General features: G+C 43.9%; 18 protein-coding genes. 9 read left to right on the top strand and 9 right to left on the bottom strand.

Annotated features, from left to right (window positions below; all coding sequences use genetic code 11):
* Positions 1-214 precede the first annotated feature (214 nt).
* On the top strand, positions 215-2830 hold the full coding sequence (gene topA / locus DBZ36_RS07395) for a type I DNA topoisomerase (protein WP_120354263.1): 2616 nt from the start codon (positions 215-217) through the stop codon (positions 2828-2830).
* A 62-nt stretch (positions 2831-2892) separates the two neighbouring features.
* Here topA and DBZ36_RS07390 read toward each other — a convergent pair whose 3' ends face one another.
* A complete protein-coding gene (locus DBZ36_RS07390; protein ID WP_120354262.1) occupies positions 2893-3267 on the bottom strand; it encodes a TraR/DksA family transcriptional regulator in 375 nt (124 codons plus the stop codon).
* A 196-nt stretch (positions 3268-3463) separates the two neighbouring features.
* On the opposite strand from DBZ36_RS07390, the gene dusC reads away from it, so the two are divergent.
* From dusC to DBZ36_RS07370, 4 genes are all read left to right on the top strand, one after another.
* Positions 3464-4408, top strand: a complete 945-nt coding sequence (gene dusC / locus DBZ36_RS07385; protein WP_120354261.1) for a tRNA dihydrouridine(16) synthase DusC — start codon at positions 3464-3466, stop codon at positions 4406-4408.
* Between the two features lie 129 nt (positions 4409-4537).
* Positions 4538-5083: an adenine phosphoribosyltransferase gene (apt, locus tag DBZ36_RS07380; RefSeq protein WP_120354260.1), complete on the top strand. Its 546-nt coding sequence runs from the start codon at positions 4538-4540 to the stop codon at positions 5081-5083.
* Positions 5084-5088: 5 nt separating this feature from the next.
* Complete coding sequence (gene dnaX, locus DBZ36_RS07375; protein WP_120354259.1) at positions 5089-7179, top strand: DNA polymerase III subunit gamma/tau; 2091 nt, start codon at positions 5089-5091, stop codon at positions 7177-7179.
* 57 nt (positions 7180-7236) lie between these two features.
* Positions 7237-7563, top strand: a complete 327-nt coding sequence (locus DBZ36_RS07370) for a YbaB/EbfC family nucleoid-associated protein (protein ID WP_120354258.1) — start codon at positions 7237-7239, stop codon at positions 7561-7563.
* A 293-nt stretch (positions 7564-7856) separates the two neighbouring features.
* Here DBZ36_RS07370 and DBZ36_RS07365 read toward each other — a convergent pair whose 3' ends face one another.
* On the bottom strand, positions 7857-9035 hold the full coding sequence (locus DBZ36_RS07365) for a N(5)-(carboxyethyl)ornithine synthase (RefSeq protein ID WP_120354257.1): 1179 nt from the start codon (positions 9033-9035) through the stop codon (positions 7857-7859).
* 1028 nt (positions 9036-10063) lie between these two features.
* Between DBZ36_RS07365 and DBZ36_RS07360 the strand changes: the two genes are divergently transcribed.
* The 4 genes from DBZ36_RS07360 to DBZ36_RS07345 all read left to right on the top strand — a co-directional run bounded on the left by DBZ36_RS07360 (position 10064) and on the right by DBZ36_RS07345 (position 17321).
* Positions 10064-11131: an efflux RND transporter periplasmic adaptor subunit gene (locus tag DBZ36_RS07360; RefSeq protein ID WP_120354256.1), complete on the top strand. Its 1068-nt coding sequence runs from the start codon at positions 10064-10066 to the stop codon at positions 11129-11131.
* Position 11132: 1 nt separating this feature from the next.
* Entirely contained in the window at positions 11133-12212 is a 1080-nt protein-coding gene (locus DBZ36_RS07355) for an efflux RND transporter periplasmic adaptor subunit (RefSeq protein ID WP_120354255.1), read from the top strand.
* Complete coding sequence (locus DBZ36_RS07350) at positions 12209-15280, top strand: efflux RND transporter permease subunit (RefSeq protein WP_120354254.1); 3072 nt, start codon at positions 12209-12211, stop codon at positions 15278-15280. The genes DBZ36_RS07355 and DBZ36_RS07350 overlap by 4 nt, the downstream gene beginning before the upstream one ends.
* A gap of 463 nt (positions 15281-15743) precedes the next feature.
* A complete protein-coding gene (locus DBZ36_RS07345) occupies positions 15744-17321 on the top strand; it encodes a BCCT family transporter (RefSeq protein WP_120354253.1) in 1578 nt (525 codons plus the stop codon).
* Between the two features lie 62 nt (positions 17322-17383).
* Here DBZ36_RS07345 and DBZ36_RS07340 read toward each other — a convergent pair whose 3' ends face one another.
* From DBZ36_RS07340 to DBZ36_RS07310, 7 genes are all read right to left on the bottom strand, one after another.
* Positions 17384-18100, bottom strand: a complete 717-nt coding sequence (locus tag DBZ36_RS07340) for a 3'-5' exonuclease (RefSeq protein WP_120354252.1) — start codon at positions 18098-18100, stop codon at positions 17384-17386.
* Entirely contained in the window at positions 18100-19986 is a 1887-nt protein-coding gene (locus DBZ36_RS07335) for a DUF294 nucleotidyltransferase-like domain-containing protein (RefSeq protein ID WP_120354251.1), read from the bottom strand. Before DBZ36_RS07335 ends, DBZ36_RS07340 begins: the two co-directional genes overlap by 1 nt.
* 169 nt (positions 19987-20155) lie before the next feature.
* Positions 20156-20818 carry a glycine zipper family protein gene (locus tag DBZ36_RS07330; RefSeq protein WP_199711798.1) on the bottom strand — a complete coding sequence of 221 codons (663 nt, stop codon included), beginning with the start codon at positions 20816-20818 and terminating at the stop codon, positions 20156-20158.
* 251 nt (positions 20819-21069) lie between these two features.
* Positions 21070-21699 carry a 3-oxoacid CoA-transferase subunit B gene (locus DBZ36_RS07325; RefSeq protein WP_199711797.1) on the bottom strand — a complete coding sequence of 210 codons (630 nt, stop codon included), beginning with the start codon at positions 21697-21699 and terminating at the stop codon, positions 21070-21072.
* A 2-nt stretch (positions 21700-21701) separates the two neighbouring features.
* The gene (locus DBZ36_RS07320) at positions 21702-22370 is read right to left on the bottom strand and encodes a 3-oxoacid CoA-transferase subunit A (RefSeq protein WP_120354250.1); all 669 of its coding nucleotides are present in this window, start codon (positions 22368-22370) and stop codon (positions 21702-21704) included.
* 2 nt (positions 22371-22372) lie between these two features.
* The gene (maiA, locus tag DBZ36_RS07315; RefSeq protein ID WP_120354249.1) at positions 22373-23050 is read right to left on the bottom strand and encodes a maleylacetoacetate isomerase; all 678 of its coding nucleotides are present in this window, start codon (positions 23048-23050) and stop codon (positions 22373-22375) included.
* A gap of 9 nt (positions 23051-23059) precedes the next feature.
* Positions 23060-24037, bottom strand: coding sequence for a fumarylacetoacetate hydrolase family protein (locus tag DBZ36_RS07310; RefSeq protein WP_120354248.1), 978 nt, complete (start codon positions 24035-24037; stop codon positions 23060-23062).
* Between the last annotated feature and the right edge of the window lie 10 nt (positions 24038-24047).

Genomic DNA, 24047 nt, shown 5'->3' with positions numbered 1-24047 from the left:
GTTGTGAAGAAATGCAAACAAGATGTAAGAAAGTTTCGATCAAAGTAGCAAATCAGCTGTTTTTTCACCCGGATAGCAGCAGAACAGAAGTTTTTTGTTGACCTGAGTAGCTTTGTAAGCAATATAAATATAAGCAAAATAATTCGCCAAACCTTTCAGCCGTGCTAGTTTTGTCTGCATGAGCTTAGCAATTCTCTTTGGAAGCTAGATATAAATGGGTAGATCTCTCGTAATTGTCGAATCACCGGCAAAGGCAAAAACAATTAATAAGTACCTCGGACGTCAGTACGTGGTGAAGTCGAGTGTGGGTCATATACGTGATTTACCTAAAAGTGGCTCAACAACCCGTAAAAAGGCGACTCCGGCGGTTACTAAAGGTCTTAGTGCTGAAGAAAAAGCCAAGTTAAAAGCCAAGCGCGATAAAAAGGCCTTAGTCTCGCGTATGGGTATCGACCCTGAACATGATTGGAAAGCTAGTTATCAAGTGGTTCCCGGCAAGGAGAAAGTTGTTGCGGAACTTCAAAAACTTGCCGAAGACGCTGACATAATCTATCTCGCAACGGATATGGATAGGGAAGGAGAGGCAATTGCGTGGCATCTACGTGAAGTGATTGGTGGTGATGACAGCCGCTTCAAACGCGTGGTGTTTAACGAAATTACCAAGAGTGCTATTCAAGAGGCTTTCTCCCAACCTGGCGAACTAAATATTGACCGTGTTAATGCGCAGCAAGCAAGGCGTTTTCTGGACCGTGTTGTTGGTTACATGGTTTCTCCGTTGCTATGGAAAAAAATTGCTCGGGGCCTCTCTGCTGGGCGAGTACAGTCGGTTGCAGTACGATTAGTGGTTGAAAAAGAACGTGAGATCAAAGCGTTTGTACCTGAAGAATTTTGGGATATTCATGCGGATTTAAATACGGCCAAAAAAGCCAATTTACGTATGGAAGTTGCCAAATTCCAAGGTCAGAGTTTTAAACCGGTAAATCAGCAACAAGCTGACAAAGCAGTAGCTGATTTAAATCAAGCCAAATATCTGGTTAGTTCTCGCGAAGATAAACCAACACGCTCTAAGCCAAAAGCTCCTTTTATTACCTCTACACTACAACAAGCCGCAAGTACCCGTTTGGGCTATGGTGTTAAACGCACCATGATGCTGGCTCAGCGCTTATATGAAGCTGGTTACATTACTTATATGCGTACTGATTCAACCAACTTAAGCCAAGATGCAGTTGCTGGTGCACGCGATTATATTGGCGACAATTTTGGGGCTAAATATCTTCCAAAAGACCCACTTCGTTATTCAAGCAAAGAGGGGGCGCAAGAGGCTCACGAAGCCATTCGACCTTCTGATGTTAACGTTGTAGCGGTTGACCTGAGTGTCGAAGCTGATGCTAAAAAACTCTATGAATTAATTTGGAGCCAATTTTTAGCTTGTCAAATGACCGATGCCTTGTATGACTCAAGCACCATTAGCGTTAAAGCCGGAGATTACGAGTTAAAAGCACGCGGAAAAACCCTGCGCTTTGATGGTTGGACGCGCGTGATCAGCGCTATACGCGGCAAAAAAGATGAAGACAAAATTCTGCCCGATGTTACGACTGGTGAGTCAATGGACTTGCTGGCCTTGGACCCAAAACAACACTTCACTAAACCGCCAGCGCGATTCAATGAAGCATCGTTGGTTCGGGAGCTAGAAAAACGAGGCATTGGCCGTCCTTCAACGTATGCGTCAATTATCTCGACCATTCAAGACCGTGGTTATGTGCATACCGAAAACCGTCGTTTTTACGCCGAGAAAATGGGCGAAATTGTCGCTGAACGATTAGTCGAAAGCTTTGATGATTTGATGAGTTACGACTTTACTGCCGGCATGGAAGAACAGCTTGATGACGTTGCTGAAGGTAAACTTGGTTGGAAAGATACCTTAGATAAGTTCTATGCCAACTTTACTAAGCAGTTAAGCAAAGCCGATGCTGATGATGGTATGCGCGCTAACGAGCCGGTACTAACAGATATTCAATGCCCAGATTGCGGTCGTCCGATGGGAATTAGAACTGCAAGTACAGGTGTGTTTTTAGGCTGCTCTGGTTATGCCTTACCGCCAAAAGAGCGCTGTAAGTGTACGATTAACTTAACACCTGGTGAAGAAGCCGTCGCTAGCAATGAAGACGATCAAGAAACCCAAGCTCTAATGGCTAAACGTCGATGCCCAATTTGTGCAACGGCGATGGACTCCTACTTGATTGATAGTGAGCGTAAGTTGCATGTTTGTGGTAACAATCCTGATTGCCATGGATACGAAATCGAGAAAGGTGAGTTTAAGATCAAGGGCTATGATGGCCCAATCGTTGAGTGCGAGAAATGTAGTAGTGATATGCAGCTTCGTACCGGTCGTTTTGGTAAGTATATGGCTTGTACTAACGAAGAATGTACCAATACTCGTAAGATTTTACGCAATGGTGAAGTGGCTCCACCGCGAGAAGATCCGGTGCATTTACCAGAATTGGAATGCAGCAATAGCGATGCCTATTTTGTCTTAAGGGATGGTGCTTCTGGATTGTTCATGGCTGCAAGTAACTTCCCGAAATCTCGGGAAACTCGCGCGCCTTTGGTTGAAGAACTACATCGCTTTAGAGAGCGTTTGTCTCCAAAGTTTCATTACCTTGCCGATGGACCTCAAAAAGACAGTGTGGGTAACAAAGCATTAGTACGATACAGTCGAAAAACCAAAGAACAATACCTCTCTACAGAAGTCGAGAAAAAACCGACAGGTTGGCGTGCGTATTATCAAAACAGTGCTTGGGTTGTAGAAGACAAATCTAAGAAAAAATAAATAGCTTTGTGTACAAAAAAGGCCTTCAATTTGAAGGCCTTTTTAATACGTCGAATTCACAGCTAGAGTGCGTGAATATGTTTACGGCGGATATTCGCGTGTTTGTCTTGGCAGCTACGACAGCGTTGAACACAGGGGTCAAGCTCCAACGCTTTGCTTTCGATTGGCTCTTCGCAGTCGCTACATAAACCATACATGCCTATATCTAGTTGGCAAAGTGCTGCATCTATTCGCTGTAATTGTTTAAGATTAGCATGTAAACGCTGGTCATCTATTTTTTCAGCCAATTCAATAAGTTCGGAATGCGACATCTGATGCAAACGCTCAGCACTTAGCTGCAAGCTGGGTCGGCTTGAATGCGAAAACTCAACAATGATCTCGGCTTTTTGGCTTGCGAGTAAGCCTAGTAAACGACTTCTTACTTCAGTGTGACTCACACTGTTTCCTCACTAGATTTGACAATGGTTTAGTATAGCCAGCGAACTGTGAGCAACTTCATGATTTGTGTCAAAAATTACCGTGTTTATTGAAATTTCTTGATAATTAGCATTCGGTTTAAAGCATTAACTCATATCTTGGGTTTGATACTAAAGCGTGTACAATAGCGCTCTTTTCAAGTATTGAGCTTTATTAATGCAGCTTAGCCTAGCCCCGATGGACGGTGTATTAGATCCTCTTATGCGCGACTTACTCACCCAGATTAATGACTACGATCTGTGCGTGACAGAATTTGTGCGAGTGGTCGACTCGCTATTGCCGCAGCGTACGTTCTACCGTTTAGCTCCTGAATTACACAATGACGGAAAGACTCTAGCGGGATGCCCGGTGCGTGTGCAACTGCTTGGACAGCATCCACAATGGTTAGCTGAAAATGCCGCCCGAGCAATAGAACTAGGTTCTCCGGGGGTCGACTTAAATTGTGGCTGTCCAGCTAAGCAGGTTAATAAAAGTGAGGGCGGCGCAGTCTTGCTTAAAAAGCCAGAACTGATTTATCAAATTGTTTCGCAAATGCGCAAAGCGGTTCCAATCGGTCAAACTTTAAGCGTCAAAATCCGCTTAGGTTGGGATGATCCAAACCAGTGCTTTGAAGTAGCGCAAGCAGTTGAAGCCGGTGGCGCAGACGAGTTAGCGATTCATGCGCGTACCAAAGAAGATGGTTATCGTGCAAACACAATTACTTGGCCTAAAATCGACGAAGTTAGACAACAGTTAAGCATTCCGGTGATTGCTAATGGTGAGATTGTTAGCGCAGATGCAGCTACTCGCTGTATGCAACAGACGCAAACCCAACGCCTAATGTTGGGGCGTGGTGCATTGCAACTGCCTAATTTAGCCAATGTAATTCGAGGGCATCAGCAGCCCTATACCTGGTCTCAAGTTATTGAGTTGATCATGGTATATACCGCTATGGAAACTAGTGGTGACAAAGCCAAGTACTTTGCTAACCGAATAAAACAATGGTTTGCATACTTAAGAGTTCAGTATCCGCAAGCTAGAGAACTGTTTGCTGAATTACGTCTACTTAAGCAAACCCAAGCGATTAAAGATTTACTGCAGCGCTCAACAGAAATAGCTTAATTTGCTATTGTCTGACACACAGTTTTAGTAAACGTTCTTTGCAAGCTGCCTTGCAACTTGCGATACTTCTCGACACTGACAGCCGACTTAAACAAGTCTGGCACACACCACCATTTAACTGGATTTATTATGGACCCGAAAACTCTCGAATATATTAAACAAAGCATTAAATCAGTTGCTGATTACCCAAAACCAGGAATTGTATTTCGAGATGTAACCAGTCTTCTAGAAGACCCCAAAGCCTTTCACGCTGTGATCCAAACTTGGATTGAAGCCTTCAAAGATCATGGATTTACAAAAGTCGTGGGAACCGAATCTAGAGGATTTATTTTTGGAACGCCTTTAGCTTATGAATTAGGTTTGGGTTTTGTACCCGTGCGTAAACCGGGTAAGTTGCCACGCGAGACCATCAGTCAAGATTACGAACTTGAATATGGTGTTGATACTATTGAAATCCATACCGATGCCATTGTACCCGGCGATAAAGTACTTTTAATTGATGATTTGATCGCAACTGGCGGTACGGCTGAGGCTAGTATAAAATTGATCCGCAAACTTGGTGGTGAAGTTAATCATGCCGCATTTGTCATCAATTTAGTGGACCTTCCGGGATACCAACGCATTGTTGATATGGGTGTTGAGATCAATGCCTTGGTTGAGTTTGAAGGCGAATAAACAATATGGCGTTTAAAGCCTTAGCGCGAACCTGGCGTCCGCAAACCTTTGCTGATGTAGTCGGGCAAGAACATGTCTTGACTGCGTTAGTTAACTCGCTTGAACAAAATAGCGTGCATCACGCTTACTTGTTTACCGGCACTCGAGGCGTGGGGAAAACGAGTATCGCGCGTCTGTTTGCAAAAAGCTTAAACTGTGAGCAAGGTGTTTCATCATCACCCTGTGGCGAATGTTCTAGTTGTAAAGCGGTTGAGCAAGGGAACTACGTTGATTTATTAGAAATTGACGCCGCATCGAGAACCAAGGTCGAGGATACTCGGGAATTACTCGAGAATGTTCAATACCGACCTTCGATTGGTCGCTATAAAATTTATCTAATCGATGAAGTGCATATGCTGTCTCGTCACAGTTTTAATGCCTTACTAAAGACCCTTGAAGAGCCGCCTGAACACGTCAAGTTTTTACTGGCTACCACTGATCCTCAAAAATTACCAATCACAGTGATAAGCCGCTGTTTACAATTTCAGCTGAAAGCTTTTAGTCAAAACACTATTGCCAACCAACTGGTTAAAATACTAAGCCAAGAGCAACGAAGCTATGATAGAGCCGCGTTAGACGCAATTAGCGAAGCTGCAAATGGAAGTATGCGAGATGCATTGAGTTTAAGTGACCAAGCCTTAGCTTTAGGGGGCGGTCAAATTACTCACGCTCAAGTTTTGGCTATGCTTGGTAATATCGACCCTCACCAGTTGACCCAACTATTGTGTTATGTCGTTAGCGGCGATGCTGACCAAGCTTTTAGAAAACTTGAAGAGTTATCGCAATTTGCACCTGACTATCAACAATTACATCATCAATTGGCAAAACTGTTACACCAAATAGCAATGTCACAAGTGCTTCCTGGTCGTGAGAAAAACGAAACCATGTTAAGCCTAGCTGCGCAACTCGATCCTCAGCAATTACAGCTGTATTACCAAATCGTGGTAAATGCGAGCCAAGACCTGCAATTTGCACCAAGTCCTAAGCTTGCTTTCGAAATGACACTACTGCGTTTAATCGCTTTTGTGCCAGAAAACGAGAGCAATGCAGTGTTCGCACCTTCCGCACTTAATGATGGCGATAGAAGTAAAGGGCAGGTTGAAGTAGAGCGGGCACCAGCAATCGCTGGCCAGAATAACCCTTCTTCACTGGATCAAAGCCAAGCTTTAATTCAAGAGCAAGATGAATTACTAGCGCAGGCGCAGCAGCAAGGTTACAGCGCAGAGCCATCGCCGAGCAAGGTGCATACTCCAGATCCCAACCGTTCGAGCCAAGAACAGAGTTATATAGCGCATGCGGCGGTCGATTCTGAGCCCGTCCCAAAGCATGATGAAAGTGTTTTACAATCACCAGTAGCAGCAGTTGAGATTGCGAGTGCCGTTCAGACGGAGCAACTAGCGCAAAACCGGCAAGACGCTGCTTCGCAAGCGATCCCTGAAGCAAGAGCTTCTGCATCAGAGCACCCGGTATCTAGCAGCACCCAGGACTTAGTCGCGCTTCGTGATCGTATGCGGCAACGAGGACAGGGCCCAAAAAAGACTGAGCAGGTTGATCCTGCCCCGATAACCGCTTCAACTAAGCCTAGTCGTCCAAGTCATGATTTAAATACAGAGCTAGTTGAAAATACACATAAAGCTCCCAATGTAGATCCTAAGCTAATTGATTACTCACCAGAACGATTGGACGAGTGGTGGGAGTTGCAAACAGATCAGCTTAATTTGGGACCTATCGCGCGCCAAATGTGCCGTGCTGCTGTCCTGAGTTTTGATGGTCAATGGCACTTGTGGGTAGCGCCTGAAGCTGCTGCGCTTGCCAAGCAAAACTCTTTAATTGAGATTCAAAATGAACTCACAGCTTTATTGGGTCTTAATCACAATGTAGATCTGCAGTATGCGCATATCGATGGACGTAGAAATCCAGCTCTGATTACGCAGCAGCGTCATATCGATAATCTAGATGCAGCCGCTCAACGTTTAAGCGTTGACACCAATGTTAGCTTTATCGTTCACAACTTAGGCGGGGTGATGCAAGAGCAAAGCCTTCGTTACTTAGATTAATTGAGTACAGATTAAAGTTCCGTATAATCTGCTTAACGACAAACACAGGAAATAAATATGTTTAAAGGTGGAATGGGCAATATGATGAAGCAAGCGCAGCAAATGCAAGAGCGCATGCAAAAAGCCCAAGAAGAAATCGCAACCATGGAAGTTATTGGCGAATCAGGTGCTGGCTTGGTTAAAGTTACCATGCTTGGAAATCACAATGTTAGAGCCATCAATATCGATGAAAGCTTGATGGAAGATGATAAAGACATGATTGAAGATTTGGTAGCCGCTGCAATTAACGATGCTGTGCGCCGAGTTGAAGAACAATCTCAAGCCCGTATGGCAGATGTTACAGGTGGCATGCAATTACCACCGGGCATGAAAATGCCTTTCTAGGGTGTTTGGATTAAAAAAAAGCGAGCTTAGGCTCGCTTTTTTATTGTCTTGCTAATGGACCATCTTGGCCAGCAGCAATCGCGTTGCGGTGTTAATACCAATCACAGTAATTTATTGATCATTATTGTTTTGACTAAAACACCAATCTTGTCGTCATAACTCTTGTCATTAGACCGCTAATAACCGCGACTTCTTCCTAAAGCTAAGCGTTTTAGTACAAGAAGTAAAAGACCAAAATTATAATGGAATTGGTATAAGTACTCGCAATACTAGTAGCCTTGAAGACTCGAGTTCTAAGACTCCAGCTGCGCAACCTTGATATTATCGTGCTCCATTTCAAGGTGTGGGTAGTGCGCGTGACGATGTTGAAAAGACAAGATGGCTTGGCTTTTAATTGTACCAGCATCGATGTTAATGGCTTTTCTAATCGTTTCACATTGTTGCCAACTTTCTCGTCCTGCTAGAACATTTGGTAAATAGACAATTAGTGCAGCAGAGATAGAACGAGTAGCAGCCTCCCAGAGGTAACTAGGGGTGTGGTCAACGGCATAGTAATCGACACTTTTATACTTAAACATGGGGTGTTTAAAGCTGGTTGGTTTCGCAAAAAAGAACCCCATCCCTTCGTCGCAGCTAACATCAATAATCAAGCTGTTAGGTTTTAAACACTCAGCTTCCGATTCAAGTACGAAGTCAGTGGGGCATTCGGTGTTTTGAAAAGTACCATTAACGATAATGTCTGCTTCAGCAATAAGTGTCGTCAATGGGCGTGCACTACCGTCATGTTCAACCATTACCATCCGCGCTTCTCCTTCTTCCCCTGCTCTAACCCTTACGTAGCGGCAGTCGAGAACTTCTTCGCGAACATGATCTTCAGGCCGTTGGATACAGATGGTAATATCTCTAAAACCATGGGCTTTTAACGCATAGATTGCGCCACGACTGACCGCGCCAAATCCAAAAATGATGGTTTTACGTCGATTACCATAGTGACCGTCAATACCTTTAAGCTGCAACGCGTGCAATACAGCGCAGTATCCAGCCATTTCATTATTTTTGTAAAAAGTATGTCGGCCCATCATGCCATTTTCAGACCAGATAAACATGTCCTCGAAAGCAATCAGGGTTTGTTTTCGTTCTATCGCAGCTTGGGTAATATCTCGCTGCTGAACGCAATGGACATAACCCCATAAGGTGCCGCCTTCGCGTAGCTCTTGTAAGTCAGCTAAAACAGGTTTGGCAATAATGACAGTGCCAATTTCTGCTAGTAGCTGGTGACGGCTAGCAATACCACCGCTTAAGGTGGCAATTTCATCGTCACTAATGCCAAAGGGTTCGCCATAACCACGTTCAAATACAAGTTGTTGCCGCACAGATTCTGGAATGCGGTGCAAATGTTTGGGGTGTATTGGAAAACGTCGCTCATCTTCCTTTCTAGACGTGCCAATTACGCCAACTTTTAGAACTTGCATAGCTTTGTGTCCTTGTTGTGTGCATCAAATACAGGGACGCCAACAGCGCGCAATTGAGATCGCTAATGGGCCAAGGTTTTGAGCCTCAATGAGTTATAGAAATAAATTTGAAATTGACCTAGGCAGCAAAGCTTTTGCATAGCAAGCACGACTACCTAGCTGTTCAATGCAGAGGTTTGCTTGAAAATTCTGGCAAAAAGTAATGCCAGCAACTTGCAGGTTGATACTGAACTTTGAATGAGATGCCTAATCGATTGGACTCAAATAATGAATCATGAAATGAATTTAAATCGGGAGGACTTAAACCATAAAATCGATAGTTAAGATTGTCTACTTATCAAGAAAAGGAGAGACGCGATAAGCAAGTCACTATAGCATAACTAATCTAATAAATAGTGGCATGTTAGCAAGTCGTGTCGGTTTATCTGTCTAATTACAATCAAAAATTGCGCGCGAAACGCTTTATCGGATTCATCAGACTTGTGTATCAAAGTGCTTACTAGTGATCTGGAGTTTGTTTAGTCGAAACGGACAAAATAGCTAATTGATTAATGTGACGCGTGTTTAGATTGTAAGCGTCCATTGGGTGCGTTTGATCGAAAAACAAACTTTACTTAAGTTACGAGTCTAGCCTTAGATTATTAGCGAAAATATTACCAAGATTGACCGGACATCCACCGACATTAACTAATTTGCGAAATCACACCAATAAATTCCTTGTGCCAAACCATATCAACGATGCGTTACTTGAGCGGGATATCGCTGACATGGCTAGCCTGTGTTTTCGACTATCTTGATGAAAAATAAAGGACACAATCGAGTTTCGTTTGTTGGTATCGATTTAAAGCACGGCAATTCATTTGAGGATCCTCACGTGTCTCAGGGTGGACACATGTCAATGCGTCTATTTTGTTGACTATGCAACATGAGTGGCTATAATACACAACCTTGAAACACATTAGAGGTAGCAGTTTATCGAATTGCTACCTAGTCTAAGTGATATACACATAACTAATTTAGGAATACTTATGACATTTCGAGTTTGCCGTAGTCTTTGTGTGCTGCTGTTTAGTGCAATTGTACTCACGGGGTGTGGGAAAGAGCCTGAAACACCTCAGGCCGAATTTCCACGACCGGTTGTTGTGCAGCAAATCGAGATCGGTGGTGGTACTCGTGTACGAACCTTACCGGGTGAAACCTTTGCATCAGATACGGCTGTTTTATCTTTTCAAGTTGCGGGTCGACTAAATGAAATACTGGTAAAACCAGGAGAGTTTGTAAAAGCTGGCCAAACCTTAGCTGTTTTGGACCCCGCTATGTATAACCAGGAGCTTGAGGTGGCGCAAGCCAATTTCTATCTTGCAGAGGTCTTGTTTGAACGCTCAAAACTGTTGGTCGAGAAAGGCGTTATTTCTAGAAGTGATTTCGACCGCTCAAAAAGCCAGTATTCAATTAGTCAAGCTGCGTTGGATAAGGCTAAGGTCAATCTTGGTTACACCAAATTGCTTGCACCTTATGACGGTGTTATTGCCAGCCAATACGTCGAGACGTATGAGTACGTCTATGAGAAACAACAGTTAATGAGCTTACAAACAGAATCGACGATTGATGTAAATTTCCAGTTACCGGAACAACTTATTGGTTCTTTTCAAACTTCGCGACGTGATGGTAACTCAAACCCAGTCTTAGCTGTTCAGTTTCAAGGTCGAGAACAATGGTATAGCGCATCGTTGAAGGAATTGAGCACGGTAGCAGATCCATCCACGGGCAGTTACACCTTAGTATTGACACTGCCTATTCCGGATGAACTCAATGTATTTCCAGGCATGACAAGTTTAGTTCAAATTGAGACCAGCACTCAAAGTGCGAGCAAAGATAATCGAGCACCGGTTGGAAGCATATTAGAAGAATCTGGACAAAGCTTTGTTTTCGTTTGGAACCCAGAGAGTAAAGCGGTAAGCAAAACTGAAGTGAGCATTGAAAACGGTGCATTCTCTAGTGGTCTTAATGATGGTGATTGGATTGTTGTTGCTGGTGTTAAAGATCTAATTGATGGCCAAGCTGCAGTGCAGTGGGTAAAAGAGAGGGGGCTTTAATATGTTGAACAAAACTGTAGTTGCCAGTTTACTGACGATCATGCTATCGGCTTGTAGCGACGTAGAAACCATTGAACTACCTATCCAAACTGTTGAAGTTTATGAATTACCTGAAACGATCAATAACGTCGAACGCGATTTTAACGGTATCGTAAGAGCCCATGATCTTGTTAATCTTTCGTTTCGAGTCGATGGTGAAATTAAATCCATAGCGGTAAACAAAGGGCAGAAAGTTAATAAGGGTGATTTGTTAGCGGTGTTAGACACGCGCGACTATCAAATAGTCGTAGATGATAGACAAGCGCGCTTAACTCTCACCGATCAGCAGGTTAAGCGGGCGAAAACCCTGTTGGATAAAGAGCTTTTGTCACAAACTGAGTATGACAAAATGCAAGCCGAATATTTGGTCGCGCTCGCGGAATTTAAAAAAGCCCAACTTATGCTTGAATATACCGAACTAAAAGCGCCGTTTGATGGCGTAATTGGTGATGTGTTTACCGACCCCTTCGTTAATACCAAGCCAGGTTTGGAAGTCTTAAGCCTGCACAAAATTGATTTCGTAGAAATAGATGTCCAGTTACCTGATATCATTTTGTCGGTCGCCAAATTAGGCCGCGATAGAATTTCAAAGCTAGACGTTGAAGTTAACTACGAAGCCTTTCCTGGTCAGTCATTTACAGCTAAACCTTACGAATTGAATTTAGAGAAAAGCCCAAGTAGTCGAAGCTATATAGCGACCTTTTTGGTCCCTGTGGAGAGCCGGTATGCGGTATTAGAGGGGATGCCAGCTACCGTATCAATTGACCTATCTGATTTGACGCATACTCATAACCGTGAGTTTTTGGTGCCTGTTGCTTCAGTCGTTATGCCTGATGATTCACCGATCAGTCAGCAACTTGCGACGGTTTGGCGTTATAAAGACGATCAAACGGTAGAAAAACAAGAGGTCGTATTAGGCACACTTTCTGGCGATATGGTGGAAATCAAACAAGGCCTCAATGACGGCGATGTCATTGTTTCCCTTGGTGCAAATCGTTTAATTGACGGGCAAGTTGTAGCTATAAAGAAGGGTAACCAATGAATATTGCAGGCTATTTCGTAAAAAATACCATTATTAGTTGGATGTTTACGCTAATTCTGCTAATTGGCGGAGCCATATCATTTATGGGCTTGGGCCAACTTGAAGATCCACCGTTTACGATTAAAGATGCTGTCGTAGTAACAATGTATCAAGGGGCAACATCTACTGAAGTCGAAGAAGAGGTGACCTATCCGATCGAAAAGGCAATTCAGGCGCTACCTTATGTAGACTACATCACTTCCTTAAGTACCCCTGGGATGTCACAAATCACTGTCACCATGAAGAACATCTACGGGCCCGATCAACTACCGCAGATATGGGACGAATTGCGTCGTAAAGTAGGGGACATGAAGTCGCAGTTACCTCCGGGCGTGTCAACTCCTTTAGTCAATGATGACTTTGGCGATGTTTACGGGATTATGTACATGGTCTCCGGTGAGAACTATGCGTACAAAAATTTACAGGACTATGTTGATTACGTTAAACGCGAAATAGAACTGGTGCCTGGAGTCGGCAAAGTTACTTTAGCGGGAGAACAAAGCGAACAAGTTTTTATAGAAATATCACTTCAGAAATTAGCGACCTTTAATTTAGACCCAGCGTTGATAACCAGTTTGCTTAATTCACAAAACATGGTGACTTCGGCAGGTAATATCCAAATTGCAGGGGACCAGTTAACCATAAGGCCTACGGGAGCGTTTAGGTCAGTTGAGCAATTAGGTGAATTGATTATTCCTGGAACTGGCGGAGATAAACTTATTTATCTTAAAGATGTTGCAACAATTTCGCGAGGCTACCAAGAAATACCAACTAATCTCGTTAGTTATAACCAAAATCAAGCGATCAACATCGGGGTTTCCTTTACCAGTGGGGTTAACGTTGTCGAAGTAGGCAAGTTGATTGAAACCAAACTTAACGAAATTGACTATGCGCGTCCGGCTGGAATGACCATTGAGTCTATGTATAACCAGCCACAGGAAGTTGATAAATCGGTCAGTTCTTTTGTTTGGAACTTGGTGCTAGCCGTAGCTATTGTCATTGTAGTATTGCTGATATTTATGGGGCTAAAAAGCGGTATTTTAATTGGTTTGATTTTGTTCTTAACCTGTTTAGGAACATTCATTTTAATGAAACAAGCTGAAATTGAATTACAACGCATTTCATTAGGCGCTTTAATTATTGCGCTTGGAATGTTGGTAGATAATGCGATTGTGGTTGTTGAAGGCATTTTAATGGGTCGTAAAAAGGGCCTAAGTACCTTAGAGGCCGCCAAAGAAATTGTTGGACAAACCATGTGGCCATTACTTGCAGCCACTATAATTGCGATTACCGCATTCGCTCCTATTGGCCTCTCGCCAGATTCAACGGGTGAGTTTGCAGGGTCTTTGTTTTGGGTTCTCTTGTTCTCATTATTTTTATCATGGGTGACTGCAATTACAATCACTCCGTTTTTTGCACAATTGTTTTTTGGCAAAGAAGGGGATGCTCAAACTGAAGGAGACGATAACGACCCCTATAAAGGTGCCTTTTTCAACGCTTACAAAACACTACTAGATTTTTGTTTGCGCTTTAAATGGCCCACTCTTATTATCGTCGTCAGTTTGTTTGTCGTTTCAGTCTATGGATTTGGCTCTGTTAAGCAGTCTTTCTTTCCGCCATCATCAACGCCAATTTTCTTAGTTGATGTATGGATGCCTGAAGGAACTGATATTCGTGAAACCAATGAGTCAGTAGGGAAGATAGAACAAATGGCGATAGCAACTGATGCTGTTGAGTTTGTATCGTCTTCTGTGGGTAAAGGATTTCAGCGCTTTATGCTGACCTATGCGCCAGAAAAAAGCTATGGCTCTTACGCTCAAATGGCTGTCAGAACAACGAACCCAGAGACTGCCGCCGCTGCGATGTCTTCACTTCGTAAACAAGTAGAGATGGAGTTTCCTCAGGCCCAGTTCAAATTTAAGAACCTGGAAATTGGACCGTCAACAGATGCGAAAATAGAGGCGCGAATATCGGGCTCTGATCCAGATGTATTGCGCTCAATCGCCGCTGAGGTCACCCACATATTTAACCAAACCCCTGGAACGGTAAACGTGCGTCATGATTGGCGTGACCGCGTCAAATATATTGAACCCAATTTTAATGAAACCCAAGCCCGACGTTTAGGTATTAATAAATCAGATGTCGATCAAACTTTAGAGTTCGCATTTGCAGGTACTAATATTGGTCTTTACCGCGAGGGCACCACATTATTACCTATTGTTGGTCGCTTACCGCAAGCGGAACGGATTGATATTGATTCCTTAGAAAGTCTACGAATTTGGAGTCCGAGCCTTGAAACCTTTATCCCGATTCAACAAGTAATTAACGACTTCAGTGTGAAATTTGAAGATCCAATTATTCAACGCCGCGATAAAAAACGCACTCTCACTATATTCGCAGATGCCGATTTTGAACATGACATCTTGCCAGCAGAACTATTTAGTGTGCTTAAACCGCAGATAGATGCCTTGGATATGCCATCGGGTTATGAATTGCAGTGGGGAGGGGAGTACGAATCATCGGGTGATGCGCAAGCTGCGCTATTTGCATCGTTGCCAATGGGCTACTTAATTATGTTCTTGATTACCGTATTTTTATTTAACTCGGTCAAAAAACCTTTGGTTATTTGGTGTTGCGTTCCGCTGGCTATGATAGGCATAACATCTGGATTGTTGTTTCTGGGAAAACCTTTTGGTTTTATGGCCTTACTAGGAATGCTCAGTTTGTCAGGAATGCTACTCAAAAACGGTATCGTATTACTTGATCAAATCAATACTGAAATCGAAGCAGGAAAAGAGATCTATCAAGCGGTGTTTGATTCAGCGGTTAGTCGGGTTCGCCCGGTATGTATGGCAGCAGTGACGACGATTTTGGGTGTAGCGCCATTGATTTCAGATGTGTTCTTTGAATCCATGGCAGCTGTAGTCATGTTCGGCTTAGGTGTCGCAACTGTACTTACCTTAATCATTGTTCCGGTTTTATACGTGATTTTCTTTAAGGTCAGTTATCGCGATTATAAACAGTTTTAGATAGGGAGTGGCAAAGGCCGAGTTTGTTCCTCGGCCTTTGCTGTTATACGCAAACCATTTCCCTCCATACGAAGTCAATGGCTGCATCTTTCCTGCTCAAACCTAGATTTATACAACTGTGTATGCGTAACACGTAATTCGCATGGCTATTAGCAAGCTTGGTTAAGTTCATTCTAATGCACAGCGTAAATGTAGCATTTGATAATACAGGTTAGTCATTATAATTAATCCAATTTGGGTTTGAACTGGCCTTGTTAACTGAGCTCAATCATCTACAGACAGTCAGTATGTATGAACTGTTTAATTATCTAACACGGGTAACTAAACAGCGAAAGAATAGGAGCATAAACAACCGTCAAGGTGCTGAAAATAGGTTTTTTTGACGGAATAGACTGCAAGTTTGCAGCTTATAACGTAAAATAACGATACTAATTCGAATTGAATTCGTTCTTAACGAGGATAAATGTCTAAAAATACGGATAAATATAGTATCGATAATACCGATTACACTGTCGGACAAGATAATATTCAAAAATGGGGATTTGATGTACACAACCCTGTCTTTGGAATTAGCGCATCCCTAATTGGACTCTTCTTACTGGCCATTCTCGTGGTCGACCCGGAAACATCAAAAGCAGCATTAGACGGCGTCAAATGGAAAATCATTGGTGCGTTTGATGGTTTGTTTATGTGGTCCGCCAATATTTTTGTCATCTTTTGTTTGGCGATCGTCGTCTCTCCTTATGGCAAAATTAGATTAGGTGGCGATGAAGCGAAAGCAGACTATTCAGTTCTGTCGTGGATAGCCATGTTGTTTGCCGCTGGTATGGGTATAGGCTTGATGTTTTGGGGCGTAGCAGAACCGGTAGCTTATTTTACTGGTTGGTATGAAACTCCGCTCAACGTCGATGCGAATACTCCAGAAGCTGCCAAGTTGGCGCTTGGGGCGACAATGTTCCACTGGGGACTTCATCCGTGGGCCATCTACGGCGTGGTGTCGTTGTCCTTAGCCTTTTTTGCCTTCAATAAAGGCTTACCGCTTTCTATGCGTTCAGTCTTCTATCCAATATTAGGCGACCGCACTTGGGGATGGCCAGGACATATTGTTGATATCTTGGCAGTACTTGCGACCTTATTTGGTCTTGCAACCTCGCTTGGACTTGGAGCACAACAAGCGGCGAGTGGTTTTGCGCATGTGTTTGGAATGGATAGCGGTTTACTGCTGCAAATCGGTATTATATTTTTTGTGACCTTGATAGCAATTGTGTCGGTGGTTCGTGGCATAGATGGCGGTGTGAAAGTCATCAGTAATGTCAATATGCTTTTAGCGCTTGCGTTAGTGGTGTTTGTAGCTCTGGTTAGTTTTGCGGTTTCTATGGGTTCTATACCAACGACGGTCATGGGATACCTTGAAAACATTATTCCACTAAGTAATCCACATGGTCGCGACGATGAAGCTTGGATGCATGGCTGGACTGTCTTCTATTGGGCTTGGTGGATTTCGTGGTCCCCATTTGTTGGTATGTTTATCGCGCGCATTTCTCGTGGTCGTACGATTCGTGAGTTTATCTCTGCGGTATTGATTGTTCCAACCGTGGTCACCACACTGTGGATGTCAGTATTTGGTGGCGTTGCCATTGATCAGATCGTGAATAAAGTGGGCACCTTAGGCGAAAAAGGACTAACCGAAGTACCGCTGGCAATGTTCCAAATGTTTGATGCCTTGCCTATGGGCAGCATTTTGTCATTGCTCGCAATTGTATTGGTTCTGGTTTTCTTTGTAACCTCGTCAGACTCGGGTTCGCTAGTTATTGATAGCATTACCTCTGGCGGTAAGGTCGACGCACCGGTACCACAACGCATTTTCTGGGCATTTGTTGAAGGTGCAATTGCAGCTGCGTTAGTCTGGGTTGGTGGCACTCAAGCGATTGAAGCTTTGCAGGCAGGGGCTATTTCAACGGCATTGCCGTTTACCTTTGTGTTGTTAGTGATGTGCGTCAGCTTGCTGATGGGACTTAGAACTGAAAAACGCCTTGGCTGATAAGGCTTTGTCGTTATGAAAAAAACCGAGTGATTTTACTCGGTTTTTTTATAGCTGTTGATTTACAACCACAGTTGTTTGATTGGCGTATTCGCGGTGAAATGGTGACTAATTTGCGCCTGCAACAGCTCCGCGGTGGCTATTGCGTCGGTCAGTGCGTCGTGCGGCGGGTAGGTTGGTAGATTGTAGCGAGTACGAGTATTAGCGAGTCGAATTGAAGGCGGTTTTTGAGTCTTGAACCAGCTAATGAGTTTTTTAGGCTTGGCTTGCAGTATATCGGCTTCAATTTGCATGGTATCCACAACAGGGAAGACAATGCCTTCGTTGATTAGGCTTCGAAGCGCTGCATCAAAAAAATCGCGTTCTATTCGTCGATAATGGACGACAACAATTTTGCCGGCCAACTCATCTAATAGTTGCTCCAGGATTCGGCGTAAGTCGGGGGCTCCTTTAAGATCAGAATGAGTAATGCCATGAATGATAATAGAATCTTCTTGTAGCTTATCTTCTGGAGTGACGAACCAATGTTTGGCCTTTCTACATGCAATCCGTTTTAGGGTGAAAGGGACTAAGCCGATGCTAATAATACTATTTTGCTGGGCATCTAAACCGGTTGTTTCAAAGTCCAATGCCACAAACTCAATATCCTTTAATTTTGTTTCCGCATGGTAGGTACTTGCCTCATAAAAGCTATTAAGCCGTTTATCTTTGCTTTGTAAGGCTTTGAGCCGCAAAAACTCTTTCCAGTTTAAAATTTCTTTATTGGTAAAGTTATGCATCACTTGGCCTGCATACTATTGGCAGTGTAGCGAAACTTCAGAAAGTTTTGCGCGCTACTGAGTACCAAAAACGCATCTTTTAGATTACGCCTTTCAAAATCTGACATATTCTCAGGTTCGATATTGTTATCAGGTTCTTGTTGCGCATCGATATCTAGGGCTTGGTGGCGAATGCGAACCAACGAAATAAGCTCCATCGCATGTTGTAGATCTTTACCCTTGGAATTGGGCAAAATACCGGCTTCAATGATGTCTTCTAAACGGTCAAACGAGTTTTGTGACTGCGAACCAATGGCTAAAGCGTGCACCCTAATTAAATCCGCTAAGGGCGCTGTGCCTCGGCGCTTCAAATTAATTGAGTTCTTATGTTGGCCATCCTTTTCCATGACAAAATCTTTGAAAAAGCCAAGTGGAGGAGTGCGGTTTAACGCGTTTCTGGCAAGACAGGCTAAAAATCGATTGTTCTTTTTTGCTTTCCTAAGAATAAACGCGTTGAGTTGTTCGGCCCACTTAGGTCTGCCGTAAACACCATTTAGGTCAAAGAAAATGGAACAATTTAGTAAGGCTTGCGGGTTGGGGTTATCAATCCAATCTGAAAAACATGCTTCCCATTGTGACTGGGTTTTTCTATATTCTGGATTCGTTGCCATGATATCGCCAGTACAATACTTGTAGCCACAAGCAGCTAAACCGTCGCAAACGAAGCTTGCCAATTGTTTGAAATAGTCGCCGTGCAAATTCTCTTGATACTCGTTATCTAAAATAATTGCATTGTCTTGATCGGTGACAATGAGCTGCTCATCGCGTGCCATTGAGCCCAGTGCTAAAAAGCAGTATGGAATAGGTGGTGGGCCAAGCTTCTCTTCTGCTAATTCGAGAAGTCGCTGCTTAAAACTGCGTCCAATTTCCGACATTGCTCGGCCAACCATATGCGAATTGGCGTCTTCATTAACCATGCGTACAAAGCAGTCTTTTAGCTGGCTGGAGAGTAGGATTAAATCGTCGATGCTGTTTTGTTGGAAAATACTGCTGACAAACAATAGGCTGTTTTGCGACTCGTAACGAATAATATCCGAGACTTCGATCAGCCCTATCGGTTGTTTGTTTTTAAGGATAGGTAAATGGTGAACGTTGTAACGAAGCATCAACAACATGGCTTCGAATATATAGGCATTGTGATCAAGCGATATAAGCTCGGTCGACATGACTTCGACAACTTGGGTTTCAACATCTAAACCTTGTGCAATGACCTTGGCACATAAATCTCGCTGGGTAATGATGCCGACGAAACTGTTTCCACCCTCGTCAACTTGGTTTGGGTCGCTAATCAGTGCCGCTGAGACATTTTCTTCGGACATGATCTTGGCGACATTTTGAATACTCGTGGTGCACGCTAGCATGACAGGGTCGCCACTGAGTAAGGTTTTTACCTTGGAGGTTGTGAGTGAGTTAGCATCATCGCTGTTGTCTTCGACCGCTTGTTGCAGACGAATACTACCTTCGACTTCCACGAAGTCTGCAAAGGCTTCGTAACGCTCGCAAAAGGCCTCAAAGACGGTTTCAGGAATACAATAGAGCAAGGTATCGTTTACGGATTTAACTGGGAAGCGAACCTTGTTATTGGTCAGCAAGCCCATTTGTCCAAACAGGCCACCTTGGTCGAGACGATTATAAAGTTCCCCTGTGCGGCGATAGATTTCAACGACGCCACTTCGTATCATAAACAAGTCATGGATTTTATCACCGGCTTCAATAATCATGCTGTCAGCACGGTAATAAGAAATTTCTACGTTTTTAGCAACTTCGATCAAGGCTTCTTCAGGTAACTGATCAAAGGGGGGATATTGGAAGATGAAATTTCGAATTTCTAGTAGTTCTACTTCCACAGAGCGCTCGATATTAAGAAGAGTTGAATAGAGACTCAATAGTATAGGATATTCGGCTTAGATAAACAGTGGGTGGTTGCATGAGGGTTGCAATAGTTTCACATTGGCTTTAGCTTAAAAGTTCACAAATGCCTAAGAGCGAATTGCTAAGCGCTCTTAGGCTTTTTGATTACGAGCAGCTTGTCGGTAAATCGTGTTCTGCGCGAACACCTTTAAGCTTGTCTAAGCCTTTGGATAGTTCAGATTGAACTTCAAGAATGTTACTAACCTGCTTATCTAACTTGATAATGTCAGCGTAACTTGCATTTAGTTTATCCACATCGCCAGTTTCAGCAAAGGTTAGGGCTTGCACCCAAATTCCTGCTTCTTGATGCTCGCTGTTCGCCGAGTCTCTTGCTAATTGGGCATTGTTTAAGGCGCCATTATAATCGCACTGTGCCAAGGCAACGATCCCATCCACAGCGGGTTTACCGATATTGGCGATGAGCTGTTCTTCGCTTAGCGTTCGTTCAGGCATCTGCGATGATTGTTCTTGCTCTGGAGCACTGGTACTGCTTGGTGTTGAGCTTGTATTTGAATCCTGCATAGCGCCAATGACTGCGCCCGAAGCAGCACCGACCGCTGCGCCACGTGCGGCGCCTTCAAGTGCATCTCCTCCCCAAATTAAACTTGATACCAAACCGCCTGCAGCCCCTGCCAGAGCTCCTTGACCTGCACCTTTCGCTGTGTTCTCGCAAGCCGTAAGAGCAACACTAATGAAGCTTGATAAGACGACGAGTTTCGCTTTTGTCATCCATGTTGTCGTTTGAGATGTATGGTCAGAAAGTATCATAAAAATCCATTTATTAAGCAGCGGAGCACACTCGTGTGTAGCTCATAGGTAAAAGTACTAAAGGCGTGAATGTTGATAGCGTTAGTATGCACCAAGTTATACGCGCTGCAAAACATAAGACCCGTTGCCAGCGCCTGTTGCAGCAAATACGAGCTTATAAGGTAGGCTTTGTAATACGCGTTAAGCTCAGTCGACCTTTGTTTTGCTGTATAGCGCTGAACAAGATTTCGCTTGTCCATGTTTAGTATCAGCTAAGCTGAAACATACAATGTAGCTTGGCTGGCTGCTTGCGCCATTTCTAGGCTCACATTAGGTGCCAGTTCTAGAACTTCAAAGCCGCGTGTATTGGGTTTAAAAACGCCGAATTCAGTGACGACTAGGTTGACCTGACCCGTTGCAGTTAAGGGAAGACTGCAGCGTTTTAGTAATTTAGGCTTGCCTTTATTGGTGTGTTCCATTGCAATAATAACCGTGCGAGCACCTACAACGAGATCCATGGCACCACCCATGCCTGGAGCCAATTTCCCCGGCACTAACCAATTAGCGAGGTTTGCATCTTGGTCAACTTCTAAAGCACCAAGAATACTCACGTCGACATGACCACCGCGAATGATGGTAAAACTCATAGCACTATCGAAATAACATGCGCCTTCAACGGCTGTAATTGCTTGCCCGCCAGCGTTGACTAAGTCTGGGTCAGCTTGGTCTTCGTTTGCCATACCATCGAGACCCAATAATCCGTTTTCAGACTGAATGATCAGTTCAACATTTGAAGCGACATAGTTTCCAACTAAAGAGGGTAAACCGATGCCGAGGTTCACAACGTCGCCGTTTTTTAGTTCTTTAGCAACTCGCTGGGCTATCCAATGACGTTTATCCACGCTTATTCCTTTTGGTTTTGATGCGCCGGGCAATAGAGGTAGTCAACGAATATTCCCGGTGTAGCAATACTCTCGGCTTCTAGTTGACCTTTAGCAACAATTTCATCTACTTGTGCGATTACTAGCGTCGCTGCGGTTGCCATTAATGGATTAAAGTTTCGTGTCGTTTTAGCATAGAACAGATTGCCGCGTTCATCGGCTTTGCTGGCCTTTATGAGTGCAATGTCCGCGCGCAGAGGCAGCTCTAGCAAAAACTGCTGCCCTTCAACTTCGATAACGCGTTTATTCTCGGCGGCTAAGGTGCCTAGTCCAGTTGGGGTAAGAACCCCGCCAAGACCTGCGCCACCGCAGCGGATCCGTTCGGCTAAGGATCCTTGAGGTACGAGTTCAACATCGAGCTCTTCGGCAAACATTTGTTTTCCGGTATTGGGGTTGAGGCCGATATGAGAAGCGGTAAGACGTTTTATCCGTTTGGCGGTAATGAGTCGTCCGCTACCTTTATCTGGCATCGCAGTGTCGGTGGAAATAAGATGTAAATCTCGCAGTTTTGAATCCAGCAAAATATCAATTAACAACTCAGGAGCACCATTGGCCATAAATCCACCAACCATGACACTATGTTGGTCAATGAATAAATCAGCCACCTGTTGCTTATCTAGTATACCTTTCATACTTAACTAAACTCCGCTGTTACAGGGGCATCAATCTGGTTCTCTGGAGCGGCATCGATGAACGCGGGTAAACGACTGCAGTGTGTAAAAATTTGCGCAAGCCTAGGGTAGTCGTTTAAGTCAATTCCAAAACGCTGAGCGGCGAAGAGTTGAGGGATTAGCACGCAATCTGCAATACTGACTTGCTCTGCAATACAAAATCGAAATTTTGATTGCTCTGGAGACCATTCCTCTAACCAGGACTCGACACTATGCAGAGCCGGGCGCATCCAATGCTGAATCCAATCTTGTTTTTGAGCCGCATCAAATTGCTGATGATGCTCTAAATATTGCAATACCCGTAGATTTTGCAAAGGTTGTGCTTCCATGGCTAAGCAGTGAGCAATTTGTAAGGCCCTTGCTCGAAGTTTTATGTCAGCTGGTAATAAGCGTAGCTGTGGGTAAGCGTGCTCAAGGTAGTCGATGATAACAAGTGACTGACTGATCACGGTGCCATCGTCTAAGACTAAGCTGGGAAGCAACTGTTGAGGGTTGAGCTTGGTATAGCTCTGTTGACGGTGTTCGCCGCTATTATTGAGTAAGTGCACCGCTTCAATGTGGTAGTCGACTGCTTTAAGGTTTAAAGCAATCCGAACTCGATGCGAGGCGCCACTTCTAAAATAACTGAACAGGGTAAGCATGTTGAATCCTTACTCGACCGGGTGTAAGTTTTGATTAATTTGGCCGAAAATACTGTTTTGCTGATGATCGAACATTTCGATACGAATATTGTCACCATAGCGCATAAATGAACTAATTGGTTTGCCGTGTTCGATAGTTTCTAACATTCGTTGCTCGGCGATGCAGCATGAACCAACGCTTCTATCTTTATTTGAAACTGTGCCTGAACCAATAATTGTACCTGCTGCAAGCGGGCGTGACTTCGCGGCATGGCTTAGCAACTGACTAAAGTCAAAGGTCATATCGACACCAGCATTAGGTTGGCCATAAAGCTCATTATTAAAATGCACGCTCAAGGGTAAATGAACCTTACTGTCTTGCCAATGAGTATGGAGTTCATCAGGAGTGACAGCCACAGGAGAAAATGCGCTCGAAGGCTTGGATTGATAAAAACCAAACCCTTTGGCTAATTCACCTGGGATCAGGTTTCTCAGCGATACATCATTAACCAAACATATTAGCTTGATATGTTGGCCGGCGTCTTTAGTACTGCATCCAAGCATCACGTCGTCAACGATGATCGCAATTTCTGCCTCAAAATCAACACCCCAGTCTAATTCTGGTATTTGTATATCTTGGGTGGGTGCTAAAAAGGTGTCCGAGCCACCTTGGTAGATTAAGGGATCATGCCAAAATGAATCTGGCATTTGCGCTCCGCGTGCTTTGCGAACCAACTCGACATGATTGACGTAAGCACTGCCATCAGCCCAGTGATAGGCGCGCGGGAGCGGAGAATGGCAGGCTTGTTGGTCGAACTCAAACCCAAGGCTTTGCTGCTCATTTAATTGCTGGTAGATATTTTGTAGTCGAGGTTCTGTTTGTTGCCAGTTATCAAGAGCTTGCTGCATGGTGTGGGCAATATTGCTGACTTCAACCGCCCGGCTTAAATCTCGGCTAACCACTATTAAACGGCCATCTCGGCCTGATTTTAAAGATGCTAATTTCATGTTGTGTCCT

It is taken from the genome of Alginatibacterium sediminis, assembly GCF_003610775.1.
GTDB lineage: Bacteria > Pseudomonadota > Gammaproteobacteria > Enterobacterales > Celerinatantimonadaceae > Alginatibacterium > Alginatibacterium sediminis.
Note: the sequence above shows the minus strand (reverse complement) of the source record. Positions and strands in the feature narration are given on the sequence as shown.